This window comes from Telluria sp. LT2P80 (genome assembly GCF_059685955.1).
This window is the reverse complement of the sequence record NZ_JCASIO010000007.1, coordinates 52230-68220: the sequence shown is the minus strand read 5'-3', so window position 1 is coordinate 68220 and position 15991 is coordinate 52230. Positions and strand designations below refer to the sequence as shown.

Annotated in this window: 11 protein-coding genes and 2 pseudogenes; 5 read left to right on the top strand and 8 right to left on the bottom strand. The window is 53.1% G+C overall.

Annotation, left to right across the window (positions count from 1 at the left end; translation table 11 throughout):
• Window positions 1-638 precede the first annotated feature (638 nt).
• Window positions 639-845: pseudogene (locus tag AC56LW_RS17755) on the bottom strand (IS6 family transposase); the annotation flags it as partial.
• A 175-nt stretch (window positions 846-1020) separates the two neighbouring features.
• Here AC56LW_RS17755 and AC56LW_RS17750 point away from each other — a divergent pair.
• Both AC56LW_RS17750 and AC56LW_RS17745 read left to right on the top strand, forming a co-directional pair.
• Window positions 1021-2205: an acyltransferase family protein gene (locus AC56LW_RS17750; protein WP_499636477.1), complete on the top strand. Its 1185-nt coding sequence runs from the start codon at window positions 1021-1023 to the stop codon at window positions 2203-2205.
• A gap of 1786 nt (window positions 2206-3991) precedes the next feature.
• Window positions 3992-4155 (top strand): annotated as a pseudogene (locus AC56LW_RS17745) (transposase domain-containing protein); the annotation flags it as partial.
• A 261-nt stretch (window positions 4156-4416) separates the two neighbouring features.
• Here the strand turns inward: AC56LW_RS17745 and AC56LW_RS17740 are convergent.
• The 4 genes from AC56LW_RS17740 to AC56LW_RS17725 form a co-directional block, all read right to left on the bottom strand.
• Window positions 4417-5628 (bottom strand): GIY-YIG nuclease family protein, encoded by a 1212-nt coding sequence (locus AC56LW_RS17740; protein ID WP_499636475.1) that lies wholly within the window; start codon window positions 5626-5628, stop codon window positions 4417-4419.
• Complete coding sequence (locus AC56LW_RS17735) at window positions 5628-7544, bottom strand: DEAD/DEAH box helicase (RefSeq protein ID WP_499636754.1); 1917 nt, start codon at window positions 7542-7544, stop codon at window positions 5628-5630. The genes AC56LW_RS17740 and AC56LW_RS17735 overlap by 1 nt, the downstream gene beginning before the upstream one ends.
• Window positions 7545-7600: 56 nt before the next feature.
• Complete coding sequence (locus AC56LW_RS17730; RefSeq protein ID WP_499636473.1) at window positions 7601-10306, bottom strand: class I SAM-dependent DNA methyltransferase; 2706 nt, start codon at window positions 10304-10306, stop codon at window positions 7601-7603.
• A gap of 621 nt (window positions 10307-10927) precedes the next feature.
• Window positions 10928-11248 carry a helix-turn-helix domain-containing protein gene (locus AC56LW_RS17725; RefSeq protein WP_499636471.1) on the bottom strand — a complete coding sequence of 107 codons (321 nt, stop codon included), beginning with the start codon at window positions 11246-11248 and terminating at the stop codon, window positions 10928-10930.
• A 115-nt stretch (window positions 11249-11363) separates the two neighbouring features.
• Here AC56LW_RS17725 and AC56LW_RS17720 point away from each other — a divergent pair, with 115 nt between their 5' ends.
• Both AC56LW_RS17720 and AC56LW_RS17715 read left to right on the top strand, forming a co-directional pair.
• Complete coding sequence (locus AC56LW_RS17720) at window positions 11364-11633, top strand: hypothetical protein (RefSeq protein WP_499636469.1); 270 nt, start codon at window positions 11364-11366, stop codon at window positions 11631-11633.
• Between the two features lies 1 nt (window position 11634).
• Window positions 11635-12036, top strand: a complete 402-nt coding sequence (locus AC56LW_RS17715; RefSeq protein ID WP_499636467.1) for a hypothetical protein — start codon at window positions 11635-11637, stop codon at window positions 12034-12036.
• A gap of 580 nt (window positions 12037-12616) precedes the next feature.
• On the opposite strand, the gene AC56LW_RS17710 is transcribed toward AC56LW_RS17715, so the two are convergent.
• Window positions 12617-12877, bottom strand: a complete 261-nt coding sequence (locus AC56LW_RS17710) for a hypothetical protein (RefSeq protein WP_499636465.1) — start codon at window positions 12875-12877, stop codon at window positions 12617-12619.
• 667 nt (window positions 12878-13544) lie between these two features.
• Between AC56LW_RS17710 and AC56LW_RS17705 the strand changes: the two genes are divergently transcribed.
• Window positions 13545-13949, top strand: coding sequence for a hypothetical protein (locus AC56LW_RS17705; protein WP_499636463.1), 405 nt, complete (start codon window positions 13545-13547; stop codon window positions 13947-13949).
• Here AC56LW_RS17705 and AC56LW_RS17700 read toward each other — a convergent pair.
• Together AC56LW_RS17700 and AC56LW_RS17695 are read right to left on the bottom strand one after the other, a co-directional pair.
• Entirely contained in the window at window positions 13946-14578 is a 633-nt protein-coding gene (locus AC56LW_RS17700; RefSeq protein ID WP_499636461.1) for a recombinase family protein, read from the bottom strand. The genes AC56LW_RS17705 and AC56LW_RS17700 overlap by 4 nt on opposite strands.
• Window positions 14579-14837: 259 nt before the next feature.
• Window positions 14838-15647, bottom strand: a complete 810-nt coding sequence (locus AC56LW_RS17695; RefSeq protein WP_499636459.1) for a GIY-YIG nuclease family protein — start codon at window positions 15645-15647, stop codon at window positions 14838-14840.
• Window positions 15648-15991 lie beyond the last annotated feature (344 nt).

The window sequence follows — 15991 nt, the reverse complement described above, 5'->3', positions numbered from 1 at the left end:
TTTCTTGGTAGGAGTGCGGGTTTTTAGCATCAGTCGAATGTGTGATGCGAGTAAGTGGTGCCCCGGGCTGGAATCAAAGCCTCTTGATAATCAATAATTTGCACATCGGACGCTTAATCATGCGTAGTCTCGAAACATAAAAGCGGTACAAATCTAGCACGTCATGCTAAATCTAGAACTGCGATCGGCTGCTTTCGAACCAGGATTGTGTAAAAACGCCCGATCGCCTTTTCAGCGGTCCTTTACCACTCTCGCCCTCAAGAAAACACCGTAGCGAGCGATCTAATAGGTCGAGTGTCGCTAAGCCGACAACAAAGTTGCGTCTTTAAACAGCCTTCACCCGAAGCAGAGCTTCGGCGGGACACGATCTGCCCTCGATCATACCTATTGGCGCGGAGGCTACCGCCATATCCCGGCATTGCTAGACTTCGTGCACCTAGTCCAGGTAACGCACGCTGGAGCCTCGCGCGCTCACGGGACGCGGCAGCGTGCTCGAGATTAAAAAGGTGATATTAAAAAATCCGCCAATATCCCGTGCGCGAGGCGCTACCGCTGACGAGTGTGGGCAAATGTGGCATGGCGGTTCTATCGCGTTGTTGATCAAACGACAGAATTTTCTTAGAACGACACTGTACTGCTCAAACCCGACGAATCATGCCTACCAGCGCAAAATTGTTCAGCAAACGACGTTGCTCATCGCCGTCAATCGCGAACTGGCACTTGCGGATCATGTTCATCAGCTCCATGCCGGAAAATAAAGAGAGCACAGAGTGGAGCAGTTTGAAGTTGAGCATCGGCCTAGTCATCAGCTTGATGGCGCAATGGTCCTGCTCGACGGTATTGTTGAGGTACCTGACTGGCGCACATGGATCAGTTCATTACGACCGGCGTCAATCATACTGATCGCGGCCTCGTTAGCACCGCTCTTGCACAACTACAGACTAATTCATAGCCCTATTTACTAAAAAATAACATAGCGTAGGACTTTACCTACATGTTACTGACTGTTACTATTTGGGGATGAACCGTTCATTTTCCCTGTACCTAGACCTCCTGCGCTTTCTCGCGGCATTTGCCGTTTATATCTTCCATGCAAAACATTTTGCGAAGGTCAAAATTCCATTTGTAGGAAACTTGGGAAGCGAAGCTGTTATCGTCTTCTTCGTATTGTCAGGCTTATTAATTGCGACTGCAACCAGAAATCAACCAAAAGTAGGCGCCTTCGTCCGAGCTCGACTGTCTAGGCTATGGTCAGTTACCATTCCAGCGCTTATGCTGACGCTATTGGCTGACATAGCAGGCCAATATCTTTCCATTGTTTCATATGATCCAATGCAGCCTTATTCAATCGTCAAATGGATATCATCTATTGGCATTAATGCACTATTTTTAAATCAGGTCTGGTATCTTAGTGTTTGGCCTGGTACGAATGGCCCATTCTGGTCACTCTCATACGAGTTTTGGTACTACATGTTTTTCGCTGCGTTTGTGTATCTGAGAGGCAGTAGACGAATTGTGACATTGGCAATAACCATGCTAATCGCTGGACCGTTAATTCTCGGTGCATTTCCGGTTTGGCTTTTAGGGACTGCCGTATATTTAGCATTGGGCCGCAGCCCTGTTGCACAGTATCGAAAAGGCTGGGTGCTGTGGTTAGGTTCGTTTGCTGCAGCGTTTGCTTTCTCGTATTTCAACCTCCACAGCATACTTACAGGCGTGTTTCCGGGAGTGGCAGCAGAGACGCGTTGGGCAGTAAATTTCTGGCCCGCGAGTTATTTGATTGGCGCAATAATTGCAACTAACATTTACGGGTTTGCTTTAATGGGCAACAGCGTCAGTGAATCGTTAGAAAAAATTTCCACTTTCATACGTTTCGGTGCAAATATCAGCTTTGGTCTTTATTTATTTCACTACCCCTTAATGTATTTTACAAAAGCAGTCCTAATGGTACTTGGATTCGAGAGTGGGATAGTGTTCATCTCTTCAATCTTCATTGTGCCGTTTATGCTTTCGGCGCTTTTTGCAATCAAATGTGAGAAATATAAAGATTCCTTTTCCCACATAATCGATGTTGTAATTAGTTTTGTTTCTACACGACGTTCCAAATGGTCGCCAGAAAGAGCCGTTGGTGTTGAGGAATTGAGTAAAGATAATAAAATCATTGAAAAGGGAAACCTACTTCAACCGCACACTCCTTCCCAATGAAGGCGGAATAAAGATTGTGGCGTTGTTGATCAAAGGACAAGGCTTATTTTTTGATTGGCGTGATATGGGGCCGTTGCGATAGCTATCGACGATGCTATGCCAGTTACTCAAGGTTCGATCATGCCTGTAGCTAGTGTCAGGTCTGACATTTGGACACAGCCTCAGCTGTGCACGAGTCAAATGCAGCGTACGGGTTTATTTTTTGCCCCGGCTCCAGTGCTAGGTCACGGCATTTTGAAAAGCTGAGATTTCCTCAGCTACACTCTTGAAAAGCAAGTGAGTTTGACTACATCAGATTGGTGTCCAGATGTCAAACCTAATCCGGAGTGGGTGCCCCAGAAGACCAGGTACAGGCGGGGTCAGGTCTGACATTTGGGCGCAACTTAGATTCACCCTATTCAACTACAGGGATTCAGTGTTTTGTACCACCTTCAACGATAAGCAACTTCATTTCGAAAGCCAATGCTTCTGTAGCGATGAAGTTAATAGGCGAACGAGTCTGACTGAACCAGAGTTCGTGTCCAAGTATCAAACCTAACCGCAAGATCCGATTCGGCCCCAAGTCCGATTGCTGCTTGCGTCAGTCAAGCCGACGGATAGTGATCTGCGGATCAGTAGAATATTGAAAAGATCTGCTTCCTAGTTTCTTTTAGAAATTTCGGATTAGGTTTTGCTGTCTTCATAACACAGCCACATGAAAAACCTGAGAGAGAGGAGCCAGAGTTTGAGTGCAATTCCACCAAGCACTAGAACTAAAAGAGAAATTTTCCACAAAAAACCCTCTGGCATCTTGCTATATATATTAACGCTGAACAAAGCATAGTTTTCGAGGGAATAGGAAAAGACACGCCAAGTGTAATATCCGATCGGAACAAGCGACAGCATACCCAAAAAAATATACCCCACCGACCTTTTCGCTGGGTCCTTGAACGTGCAGGGCCAGAGCCATACTTCACCAAGTACTCAGCAAGATCCACGCTTTTCTTTTGCTCTATCTTCCAGTTGACCGTATTTTGATCATCTACGGGAAGAACGTTAGCCTGTTGCGTATCAGCGAGCGACTGTCCGTCTACGTAATGGCCGAACTGATTACGCGCGTCACTCATATTTTTCCATTTCAAGAAGCACGGAGTCAGTGTGGTAACGCCGAGAATTAGTTAAATTTTCGAACCCAAGTAGACATCAGCATGCCGGTGAAATTAGTTGATGTCAACGAACTGGGGAACGCAGGCGTTTGAGCTTGCTGAGCTGACTTCGAAGAAGCGGAAACGATCTCGCTTTTCGGTGATGGATTCTTGTCGGTTACGAAATCTCTCCGATGCGCATTGTCTCCTATCTGTACGTCCATGAAACACGGACTACCTCCTCTTAAAAGAGAGTTTTTGACCTCAGAGTTTTAACTGGATCGCAAAGCGATATAACGGCTTGCTCAGTGTTAGTAGTGCGGAGTGGGGCAGGTAGTGACGTTTGGAATTCGGTCAACCGTTGGAGAATAGCGCCATCCGTGCTTGATGATCCTGACGCCAGGTGGCAAAAAACCCGCACTTCCTGGGAAGATTGCGGGTTTTTAGCGCGATACGAATGCATGATGCGAGTAGGTGGTGCCTCCGGCCGGAATCGAAAGGTGCTCTGCAACCCGCATGGTTACTGGGTCTTGAGGTTTGATCCTACTGAGATACCGCCAAAAGTACTGTCAAATCTACGCCCTGCTACCTGCTCTCATTCAATCTCATCGAGTCTCATCAGCGCGACGGTGTGAGTTTAGCATGCTGTACGGCCGCAACGCGAACGTGCGGCCACCATCTACTCGTTGATCGGCACACCCAAACTGAACGGGGTCGACCCCGAAGCATAGTTGCGTCTGTGCTGGCGCAGATCGCCGACCACCCCGTCAACCGCGTTGACGAGCTACTGCCCTGGAATTGCCCCCAGCATATCAAGCCCGATTGAGCGACACTTCGCTTCCTAGAGACGTGATGCCATCATCAAAACGATACGCTCAAGACGGTGGTGGCAAGACGCTTGCAATAAATGGGATTTTCGCAACAGAACGGGATGCCGTGTAAGGCGGCGAGTGCGTCGCAGTGCGAGTCACGCAGCAACTCATCGGTTATGGCAGCCAAAAAAACATTTGTTAGTGGGTGAGTACTTAGCAACATCAAAAATCACAAATCCTGCGACGCCCCGTCTTCTTGTGCCGCCAACGCTCCCCTACTTGCTCGACATTGGTAGGATCGCGCACGACCGATGATCGTAGCAATAACCAACAACCGAGCCGTCAATAATCATAGGGACGGCCTGTTCGATAATCGACAGCGGTAAAACGAACCACTCTCGGGGCCGGAAAGGCTTGCCGAATCGATCAATAATTTCGATGTCAAGCCGAGCCGCTGCAAAAAACCTATGCAAAATGTTTTCGAATTTGTTGGCGTTAAAATTGATCGCCTCGTACGAAACCACGGGCTTTACCGCCGCCATCAAAAAAGTGGGATCGTCAGCAGCTGAACGAATGCGTTCCTCAAACACACCAGTGGTGAATCCGATCTTAAACAGGTGACCGTCGAGCCTGGCAATGTCTGGTTGAGTTGACAAGCTCTTGACAACGTAGATGCACCCCATAACCCGATCCTGCGGCTCCTTGACGTGGACCAGCTCTGCGTCACGTTGGCCAAAGAGCGGCCCGGCATACGGGTCAGACAAACGCCGCCCACCCGGATCTTTGTAGAGCTCGGTGGCAAGAGAGCGCAATAAGTTATTTCCTTCCGTTCCATTGTCAAAAATCAGCCGCAACCTCGCGTTGCGTTTTCCATTGCGCACATGCGGGTCGCGCACCTCAGCCACATATACCATCAAACCGTTGAGGATAAAGAAGCCGCCGGCTTCGATCTCCTGCTCATTGGCAAATTTCATGCTTTTGCGAGCACCGCTGGCCAGCTCGGCGGCGGCCGTATCAAAAAGATGCCGAAAGTCTTCAAAATCCGCGCACACGGCGCGCTCGGAAATCATGTCAGGCTTGGCCGACGGCGCCTTGGCGATCCGCATCGTGAAGATGGACTCATTTGGGTCCACGAGCAGATCGTCATCATCCAGAATGTCGCTTAAACTTGCTGGCGCGGCGGCGGCGGCGGCGGCAGTTAGCAGACCATGGCGATCGTGAGGCAGGAGGGACCGAGTCAGGGCAAGGCTTTCAAGGTAAGTGCGCAGCCGCGACTGCAATGCGCGCTCCGATACACCAATCTTGCGTGCAGCAGGCCCTTGGCCCGGCGCGAAGCCCATGCGATCTCGAAATGCGTTGATCTCTTCAAACGCCTGCGCGATCCGAGCTTCCTCAGACACCGAACCGGACGCGCGGGGCTTAACGTCAAGAAGACCAGAATCGTCCTCTTCGGCTAGCAGCTCTTCGAGGGTTTTTTTGGTGACCATTAGAAGTCTCGGCTCGCCATTTTTTTGCGTTTGGCCTCACGCAACCACGCTAACGCCTCCGCCATGCGCCGCTCTAACGGGTTCGGGCTAGTTAAATTCGGCTCATGGCCACGTTCCGTTTTGAAAACCTTAATGCGCGGGTAGAGCGCCACTGCCTCCTCTTCTGTCATGGATATTTTCGTCATGGCGATGGCGCCGTGGATCGTTTTGAGGACATCCGCCGTGACCGACTTCGACATAATTTCGTAAGCGCGTTGGAAGGGGTTGATACTATCGATCAGATCGATGGTCAATTCATCGATATTGACCAACTTCTCCGCCATGCGCAGGAATTTGGTGTCGCCACGACCATCCTTCTCCACGATGAGCTGTGGACTTTTGAATACGCCGCCGGCTACCACCGCCTGGCGGATCTCCTCGACCTCCTCATCTGTGAGATCTGGATATTTCTTGGCGATGACTTTCGGGATAAAGACTTGGCTTACGACCTCCGGTGCGTAATCCTCCGGGCTCATGCTGGCGCGCAGTACTGTCTCATCTTGGAAAATCGCGGCGGTCAGATCGGCGATATCCGTGTCGATGATCTGACGCGTACGAGCGGTCTTGGGTTCAGCAAAACCCTTAATCGCGATCACGGTGTCTTCGCCGGTGTATTCAATGCTAGTCTTGCGGCGGGTACCATCCAATTCATCTGCATCGTCTTTGGTTTTGAACTTAAAGTTGGGCGCTAGCACCTGCTCCATCAGCAGCGAGCAGGAGATCGCTTTGAGCATGTTGTTCACCGCGTCCACCACGCGCTCTCCAGTCGCGTCAGGCTCAGCGATCAGATTTGTGAACTGAGCATGGCTTTTTCCCGGCGCATCGCGCGTCGCGCGGCCGATGATCTGAATCACTTCAGTGAGCGAGCCTCGGTAGCCCACGGTCAACGCATGTTCGCACCAGATCCAGTCAAAACCTTCCTTAGCCATGCCAAGGGCGATGATGATATCCACGTCGTCGCGGCCTTTGATGTCGCGTAGGGCAGTCATCACCACCTCGCGATCAGGACCATCGTCCACCAGGTCAGCGACCTTCAAAACATCTTTGTTGGGACGCTCTACCAGATAGAAGCCGGTTTTCTCGTCTTTGCCTAACACCGTGCCCAGATGATCGAGAATGCGATCGACTTCATTGTATTTGTCTGCCGTCGATTCGGCCGCCCTCACACTCGGAATGTGCAAAATGGTTTTGAGGGTAGGGTCAAGGATTTCGTTAATCGCTTCGACATAGCGGCCCCGGTAGAAGTGGTAACCGATGCCTAGCGTTTTCAAATCCTTGTAGCCGTTAAGCTGCTCATAGTATGTGTAGGTCACCCGGTTAAAGCGCGCTTCATCCTCCGGTCGCAGAACCGGCGCCGCGTCGCCACGGAAAAAAGATCCCGTCATCGCGACCAAGTGGACCCTGGCTCGATCGATCAAGCCACGCACTAATTCGCCCAGTCGGCTATTCTCATCGGCGGATGCGTGGTGGAATTCATCAATCGCGACCAAGCAATTATCGAATGCCTGCGGCCCCAGCGCGTCATAGGCGAAGCGCAGTGTTGCATGAGTACAGATCATGATGCGATCCGGGGAAGTCATGAAGTCGGCAAAGGCTTTGGTCTTCTGCACTCCACCGGCTTGCGTCAGGTTCCACTTCGGATCAACGTCCCAATCGGCGAAGAAGCCGGCTTCGGAGAGCGGGGTTGAACGGAAGGAGGCCCCAATTGAGCGTTCAGGTACCGCAACGATTGCTTTTTCGACCCCCTGATTAAAAAGCTTGTCTAACGCGATAAACATGAGCGCACGCGACTTGCCGGAGGCTGGAGGCGCCTTGACCAGCAGGAATTGCGAATTGCGCTCACCGAACGCGCGAGCCTGCATGGCACGCATACCCATGTTGTCGATGCTCTGACTCGAGCCAGTTTGGGCGTAAGTGACTTTCACGAAATCTGTCAATGTTTTTTCCCTTTAAAAGCTAAAGCGCGATTGCCACCGGACTTGGCCTTTTTCTTCATCGCCGCATATTGCTTGAACAGATGTTCCAAGCGCTCGGTGTCTGTTTTGAACGATCTGCCGATGCAGATCCGCTCCATTGTCTCGTCCAAAGCCATATGAGCTTCGAGGATGTTGTCTGGCATCGTCTCCGAATCGTAGAGGTAGGCAATTGTCTTGCCGGGATGGGATTCGCGCGCGTTGATGATCGCCCACGCGTGGTCTTCGAGCTCTTGGCGCTGATCATCCGTCAGGGCGGGCACTGGGAATGTGTGGTATCCCATCGTGTTCGAATAGCGGATCCGCGTTTCGAGTTGTCCACAAACAGTCGAAATCCAAACGGCATGAAGCCGCGTTGAAAGAATGGCCAGAACATAAGGCTTCGCGTCGTACACGGCGAAGCATAGGTTATTGACCACCGAGGTCTCGCCTTCACAAAAACCGATGGTGAAGTAGCGCCGCGTTTCTGAGAAAACGATTGGCACCAATACGGCATCGGTCCCGACGTTTTGAATCTGACGGAAACGGTGCGGGTATCGAGCGTAATCTCGAGTCGATTCAGCAGGACTCTCTAACCTAAATTTGGCTACAGCCTCGATACGGGCTTTGATGGGCGGGAACGACTCAGCAAAGGCCACTTGGTCATCATCAATCCAGATACACCAGCGCTCCACTCCACGGATAAATTCCTGCGACCCATAGTAACGGCGCACAAGCGCGCCCGCAGTCGGGTATTGTTGGAGAAGCTCCACTTTTTCTTCGGGAGAGAGGATCAATTGTCCGTCGTCAGTCGGCATGTTTCCCTTCTCCATCTTGGGCAGGCCATTAATGGGGGTGGACTCTTTGCTGACAATAATGTCGTCCATCTCCAAGAGGTAAGGTCCAATGTTCTTCACCGTTCGCGCTAGATCGCCTGAGTAGAGGGTCTTGCGGCCAGGTCCGCGTCGGCGGATGCCAACAATCACGCATGTAACACCAGCAACGTGGGCGGCATTATTACGCCACTTGAATGACTGGTGGGCGAAGCCGATCTCGGCGTTACGGTTATGGATTAGAGGCCAGAGCATCTCTACTTGTTCGCCCTGGCAAATCGAATTTGTGGCGACGAAAGCAGCCTGCGACTCCACCATCGTCCCGTAGTCCGCCGCTTTCAGGTACCAAGCAGCAACATAGTCGAGATTTTTGTAGGTGTTGGTGATTGGAGAAAAAATGCGGTCCATGTCGAGCTTTTGCTCTTCATCTTGATTTGAACTGCCCAGATAAGGCGGATTGCCGACAACATAAGTCTCGCTTCCTGCTTTTGGAGGACACACAAGCAGCCAGTTCTCGCGGAGCGAATTACCATGAACAATATTGCCACTATCCCGCAGTGGCAGCGCAGGCGGCGCCGTGCCGAATTCTGCTTTGAATTGTTCATTGATCTGGTATTCCGCAATCCAAAGCGACAGCTTCGCGGTCTCCGCAGCGAAGTCGGCCAGCTCGATTCCGTAAAACTGTGAGAGATGGACGCCGGTCATTGGCAAGGAGCGTTGACCAATGTCGCGCTGTCGCTCAAAAATTCGGCTTTCGAGCTTGCGCAGTTCGCGGTAGGCGATGATCAAGAAATTTCCGGACCCGCAAGCTGGATCGAATACACGGATGTTTTGAATTCTGCGCAGCAGCTTGACGAGCTTCGCTTCGCTATCCCTGCCGGCCTCGAATTCCTCTTCCAGTGACAATAAGAAGAGAGGGTGCAGCACGCGCATGATGTTTGGGACCGAGGTATAGTGCATCCCCATTTCGCCGCGCATGCCCGGCTCTACCACCGCCTGAATCATCGAACCGAAAATATCCGGGTTGATGTGGCTCCACGCCAGCTCGCCGCATTCGCGTAGCAGTCTACGCGAGCGCCTGCTAAATGCTGGAATCGGCGTTTGATCCCGGAAGAGGCCACCGTTGACATAAGGGAAACGCTTGGCAAATTCAGGCATACCCGCCCGACTCGACTCCTCGGTATTCATCGCTATGAAAAGAGCTTGGAGCACTTGCGCTAAGTCGTTGCCATCCTCAGCCGAGACATTCATCAAGGTCTTCGTGAATATCCCCTTTTCGAAGATCGAAGTCCCCTCTGCAAAGAAGCAAAACAGCATGCGTGTCATGAAGATGTTGAGAGCGTGGGTCGGGTTCTCGCCGATCCATGACGGGTTAGCCTCCAAGATCGCATCATAAAGTTTGGCCAAGCGTCCCGTCGCCTTGATGTCTGCGGCGCTCTCCGCCACGCTCTCATAACGCTCGATGCCCGCAAGCGGCAAGAAGAAGTCGAACGCATCATTCAGACGCGCGTAATCAATATCGAGTTGCAGATCGGACTTTGTATCTCGTGCAATGACCTCTTCGCCGTCGGTGATCAGTAAGTAGCGCGGGGCCTGCTTTTTGAGCTCTGGTGACGACCTCATCGCATCAAGCACGCTGCCGGCGCTGCCCTTGTCGGCTACTCGGAACCACAGCTTTTTCTTCCACAGCAAGTCGCCGGTTTGAAGGAAATCGGCATTTTTAGCCTGCTTTAGCTTGGTAATGGTGGACTTGGGGGCGTCGTAAATGCGGAGAAAATCAAACACGAATCCGTCACGGTCAAAAGGCTGCTCTACCAGCTCGCGCAAGGCAGTTTCAATTTCTGCAATATTCATATTTTCTTACAATCCTCTGTTGATGCTTGAACGGCTACTAGTAGCGCGGCCGGATACACAGCCACTATACAGAATGCAACACTTCAAGAACAATCCAGGGGGCAATTTTAATTAAGAATGAATTTCTCATTACGGCCGCTGTGCACGTTGTCGACTGCTTACGTTTACAAGGCAGACATTGGCTTCCAAGTATGCTCTTGCCGCCGTCAGTCTATGCCTCAAGCAGCGTCGACAACTGGAAGCGTCCTCCCAGCACCGTCTTTACGTAGCCGACTCTCTCTGCGAAAGTAGTTCCCGTTCCTTTTTTTATGGAAACTACTATGGACACATGCTCAAAGTGTTGTGGTGGTCTGGCGATGGCCTTTGCCTGCTGGCCAAGTGACTTGAGCTGTCGCTTCGTCTGGCCGCAGGCGAACAGCGGCGTCGTCTGCTTGACCTAGGCACAACTGTCGATGCTGCTCGAAGGGATCGACTGGCGGCGCCCGGAACGCACTTGGCGGCGAACGTCAGCCTTGTAAATCGGTCAAGACTCGTCTAGTGGTTTGCGCAACTGCAAGTGATTGCGCCGCGGGGGTAGCGCTCGCCAATCACCATTTAGGACAATGGCATTCGTCCTGCAGATCACTTGGCGCTGACGGAGTCTTGTAGCAGGCTGTCGATCGCTTTCGTCACGTCGACCTTCTGGGTCGGTGGCATGCGATGTAGGAGGATGAGGATCAGCGCAATTTCGTCATCTTTGAAATAGAAGTAACACTCGGGGACATCAAGCGCCGACGCAATCCGTTCCACCATCGAAAAGTCCGGCCCGTATTTCCCCCGCTCGTACTGGTTCATGCGCGCGCTCGATGACATTTCATCGATCCCTGCCTTCACGCCCAGTTTTTCCTGCGACAGTCCGGCAGCGCGTCGCGCTTCTCTCAGGCTCTTGCTGAATACAGACATTCTCAACCCCTAAAGGCTAAGATATTCTGAGTATTTCGTTGATGTCGAACTAAGGATTACTTAGTATCCGAGCACGCCGAAAGGCGGCTTCGACTCAACTACAGCAAGAATATTAATGAAACTTCAAGCCGTCGTAATTCCCAGCCTGTTGGCTGGCTGCGCTTCAACAACGGGCGTTGTTCCTATCGGCCAGAACACTTTCTCGATCGCATGCGAGGGCAACGGTTCTGCCGCATCGCTCGGCGCCCTCGAAGCTGCTGCCTTTAAAAAGGCTGGCGCATTCTGCACAGGACGGGCCAAGACGATGCAAGTCACGAAGGAAAGTGACACGCCGCGCTCGTTTGGCCAGTTCCCAGAAGCGCCCCTTCAATTTCAGTGCAACTAGGATGATCATTGCGACCGACAAAGCTATGATTACTATCTCCGGGTTGCAGGATCATGAGGTGATTCTCGCGTCCGGTAGTCATCTCGATAAGACGCCACACCAAGTCGATTTATTCCAGGCTTCTGACAGCTCTCCAAGGGTACCTGCACGCCGGGAGGCTCAATCACCTAGCACGGCAGCGAATGCTCTGCCAGAGGCCGCGCCAGCCTTCGCACCTGTCACGAAACCATGGAAAGTGGCCAGCGGCGCCCCCACGGCCGTCAACTTCCGGCCGGATATGCCACTACACGCCAAGATGGAATGGGTCTGCGACAACGTCCCCAAGATGTCCCGCCTGCGCATCCTGCGCGAGGGCGCTATGGCCGAGTGCGACCGGTTAATCGAGCTACACTACAAGGATTAGGTGCGCGGATGAGTCCGGCGGCGATAGGAACCGCGCATCTTGATGCCGCCTTAATTCCTGTCGTACCCCGGAGAAAACACAATTGATCGGCTTTATGCGAAACGTTCGGCAGCGGTGGATGGATTGGCTGATCGCGCGGGTACAGGAAGACGCGCCTATTCGCCAACAACCATGCAGTTCATGTGAGCACCACGCTGCCGGCTGCTATCTTTGTCCCCGAGAGCATTGCATTGGGATGCTGAACGACCGCGACGACCTCGACCCAGATAAGCCTCGGCCATTCACCTCGGGGCACTGCGTTTATATGCCGGGGGGGGGGGGGTAATGGCGGTATCGGAATGCGCGTTAACATCACTCTCCACGGCGCCAATGAGAACTACAAAAAGCGCGCGATAGACCGGTGCTACTCGGATATTTCGATTCGCGAAATGATCCTGGCCAACTGGATCCGGTTGGATCAGGTATCTTCCAAGCCAAAACGAGAGCCATTGATCGAAGCGAAGCGGCAGGCACGTCCAGGCGACGTACTCTTCTGATGATACAAACACGCAGGGACAGCCTCTGACGGGGAAGTCCGTGCTCAGTGCGTGACCGCCTCCATAGACACGAGCAAAAGGTCGATTTTCTCTTCAATCGCGTCAAGGCGATAATTAATGCGTTCCAGTACCGTGATCAGGGACGGCACGTCCTGCTGGGCAGGCGGGGCAGCTTTTTTTACCGCAGTGCTTCGGCACTCATTGGCACGGACAATTGAGCGCCAGTCGAAGAGTCCGGTCACCGGAAGCGCGCCCCACATGAGGCGCAGCGAACGACTGACAACTTGACGTAACTGATCATTCATGAGCAAGGGCGTGATATGGGTACAACCCTATGATGCTGGATTGAGAGTAATTCGACGGGTGCTTCCAAAAATTTTTGGCTTTTTCTATGCGCCGAAAAATTTTGAGGCATTGACCTATAAATTACGTACAGACGGGAGGGCGCCTTCGGCCTCCCCCCCCACGGGGGTGGGGCCGGTAGGCATGCCAAACCGCTCTGAGGGCGTCAAAAGGGTTGTACAGTACAGCGGCGGGGCGGCCGGTGAGCTTCCACAGTGAGCTGTACTTGCGGCCTATGCAGGGCACGTCGCCCGCGCTGAGCATGCGGCCTAGTGCATCGATGGCGACCTTGTAAGGCAGATTGGCGCGGGGTTTGGTGCACTCCCGGCCTGACAGTGCCGGCTTGGAGCCTTGTAGAGCCTTGGCGAGGACGGTGCGGATTCTAACTGCGACAGTTTCACATCGAGGTAGACAATCATGGCATTGCGGGCCACACCTAGACGTGGCGGTGGACGCACGTGGTCCAGCCATTTTGTCCAGGATGGGCCAGCCCTCTCGTCGTGCGTGCCGGGGTAGGAGAATCTGGAGACGGACGCTTCAATGGAGAAGGTGACCACGGCAAACGGCAAGGTGCTCGAAGGCGTGGTATTGGGATAGACCCTAGCCACGGCCATCAACAATTCACCAGCAATGTTTTCGCTGGGACGCGGCGCTGTTCAGAACGGTCAAGTGGTGGGAACCGTCACCCAAGGGGACGCAGATAAGGCGATTAGCAATGCTCTCCGTGGCATCACGCGCGGGGTCCAAGGTATCGAGTTCCACGTCGTCCCGACCTTCTCCGCCCTCCAGGCCTATGTCCTGGCCGAGGCGACCGAGCAGAAAGTCACCGCCGCCAAGGGCGTTTTCAGCAACGGGCGCGTCTTTCTTATCCTTGACACGCGCACAACGAAACAGAAACTTCAAGAAACGGTCTTTCACGAATTGTATGGTTATACCGGCGTCCAAAGGCTATTTGGCGAGCATGCTACCACGATGCTCGATCAGCTCTATCGCAATATCGGCGGCATGGAGGTGTGCTTTCCATTCGGTCATTAGGCCGTCATGGTCGCAGATTTCTTCAAGATCAGCTTGACTTGGGATTCGCTGACGTTAAGGGTCGCCGCGACTTTAGCGATGGTGTAGCCTAGGCCGCGCAGTTCGACGATTTTTATGTTAGCCACTGTGTCGGGTTTGCGGCCCTTGTAGACGCCCTTGGCCTTGGCGATTTCGATTCCGCTGGCCTGCTTGCTCGCGCGCTGCTCGTAGTCTTTGCGGGCCATGTGCAAGGCGATCTTGAGCATCATCTTTTGGTTTGCTTCCAAGACGATCTGCACCAGCGGATCGGTCGCGCTGGCGATAATGTCGGACAGGTCGATCAGGTCAGGTACGGCGATCTTGGCGCCCTTCTCAGTGATGCGAGCGATCAGAGCTTCACCTTCGGCCACTGGCAGGCGGCTAATGCGGTCGAGCGATTCGGCAATGACCACGTCACCCTTTTTCAGGTCGGCGATCAGTCGGTTTAGCTCGGGGCGACTCGCCACAGTGCCACTGACCTTTTCAGAGTAGACAGCGGCCACATAGAAGCCCGCTGCTTCGGCGTCCACCACGAGCTGGTGCTGGCGGCTGAGGTCTTGGCCAGATGTGCTGACACGCTGGTAGATGCGGCAGGCTTTGGTTTTGGTCATTGACAGCTCAAAATGCTAGGTTAAATTGAGTATACCCTAAATGACCATTATTTTAGCTACCGTTTATGGGGAATACAAGCTAGAAATGCCAGCTTTTTAACCTATCTCGAGCAAACCACCCTATTTAGCCCTTCCTGCCGACGGCCGTTGGTGCGTTCAGCACGAATTGACACTGGCATTGAAAGTCGCGATCCCGCTTTATCTGTCACTGCTCTTCAGAAAGAACTGCACATGTAAGGCGGCCGTGCGCTCCCTGGTCCTATCGATCAGTTATGTCTGCGGCACTCTCCATGCGCCATGCTCGAGCCACGGCGAGTACGTATGACGAATTAAAAGTCAGGTCCTTGTAGTCCATGTTACGGATCAAGCCAGTATGAGCCAGCCGCGCCAGCACGGCACTGACGTTCGATATCGGCACCGATCGGGGTTGCCCCGACGATGCAGGCGTGATCTCAAGCACCGTTCCAACAACCTCGACGCTAAACTCGCTGCCCCGGGCCGTTGTCGAAAAAATCGAGCCTTGGTGCACGCGGCAAAATGCGAACAGTTGCGCTGCCGAGGGTACCCCGTGAAGCGTGATCCCCAGACCCAATCTCGGAGGAGTATCGTTTCGAGCGGGTGCCGCCCGCTTTGGCGATTTGGTCGGCGCTACCGAGCTGCGCCCATTCCACGGTGGGTTAAGAACCCTAATCAAGCTGTCCTCGATTCCAGCCGCGACGTTCAGTGGGAACTCTCCGTGGTGGTAAGCAGCCGTCTGGTCCAGGACATATATCTCGACCGCTGCACCACTGGTCAGCGCGGTCACGATGTTCTTGTTGTTTTTGATGTTCGTCGAGCCTCCACCCTCGGCGGTTGCAGCGGGCGAGCGGTACCCCTGCATCCGCCTCGGTAGACCTTGTGTGGTCTTGCCAACGTAAGTCAGCATCGAGTTTACCGCGAACGCGTAGACGACGTTCTGTACCGAGGTAATTGGTGAATGTAAGACAAGACGCAGAGCATCGCTTTCAATTGCCCAATAGCCGGCGCGGCGAAAGCCAGCGGCGAGCAGTCGGTCCAGTTCTGTGGCCATAAATCTCCTAAATGTCCATTTTGAGTTCGGCTTGCACGTTCTTGCCCCCTCCGATTTTAGACTAAGATAGTAGCCTTCTCGATTGATTCACTTGGGCTCAGCATTGGTCTAAGGGTTTTTTGTGTGGGACGTAGCACTCTCTCTGGGGAGCCGTCTCCGTCGCACTTGAATCAGCCCGATCTGCGACCGACTTTGACGGCCCAGCTTTTACCAAAACGACCTCCCGGCCCAGTCGCACTTCATGCAAACTTGTCGTTCGTACTCTTCCTCAACACCCTTTAATGCGCCGCTCAGCCGATACGCGATGGCTACCACATGCAGAACAGGATTCTAGGACCCGCCTC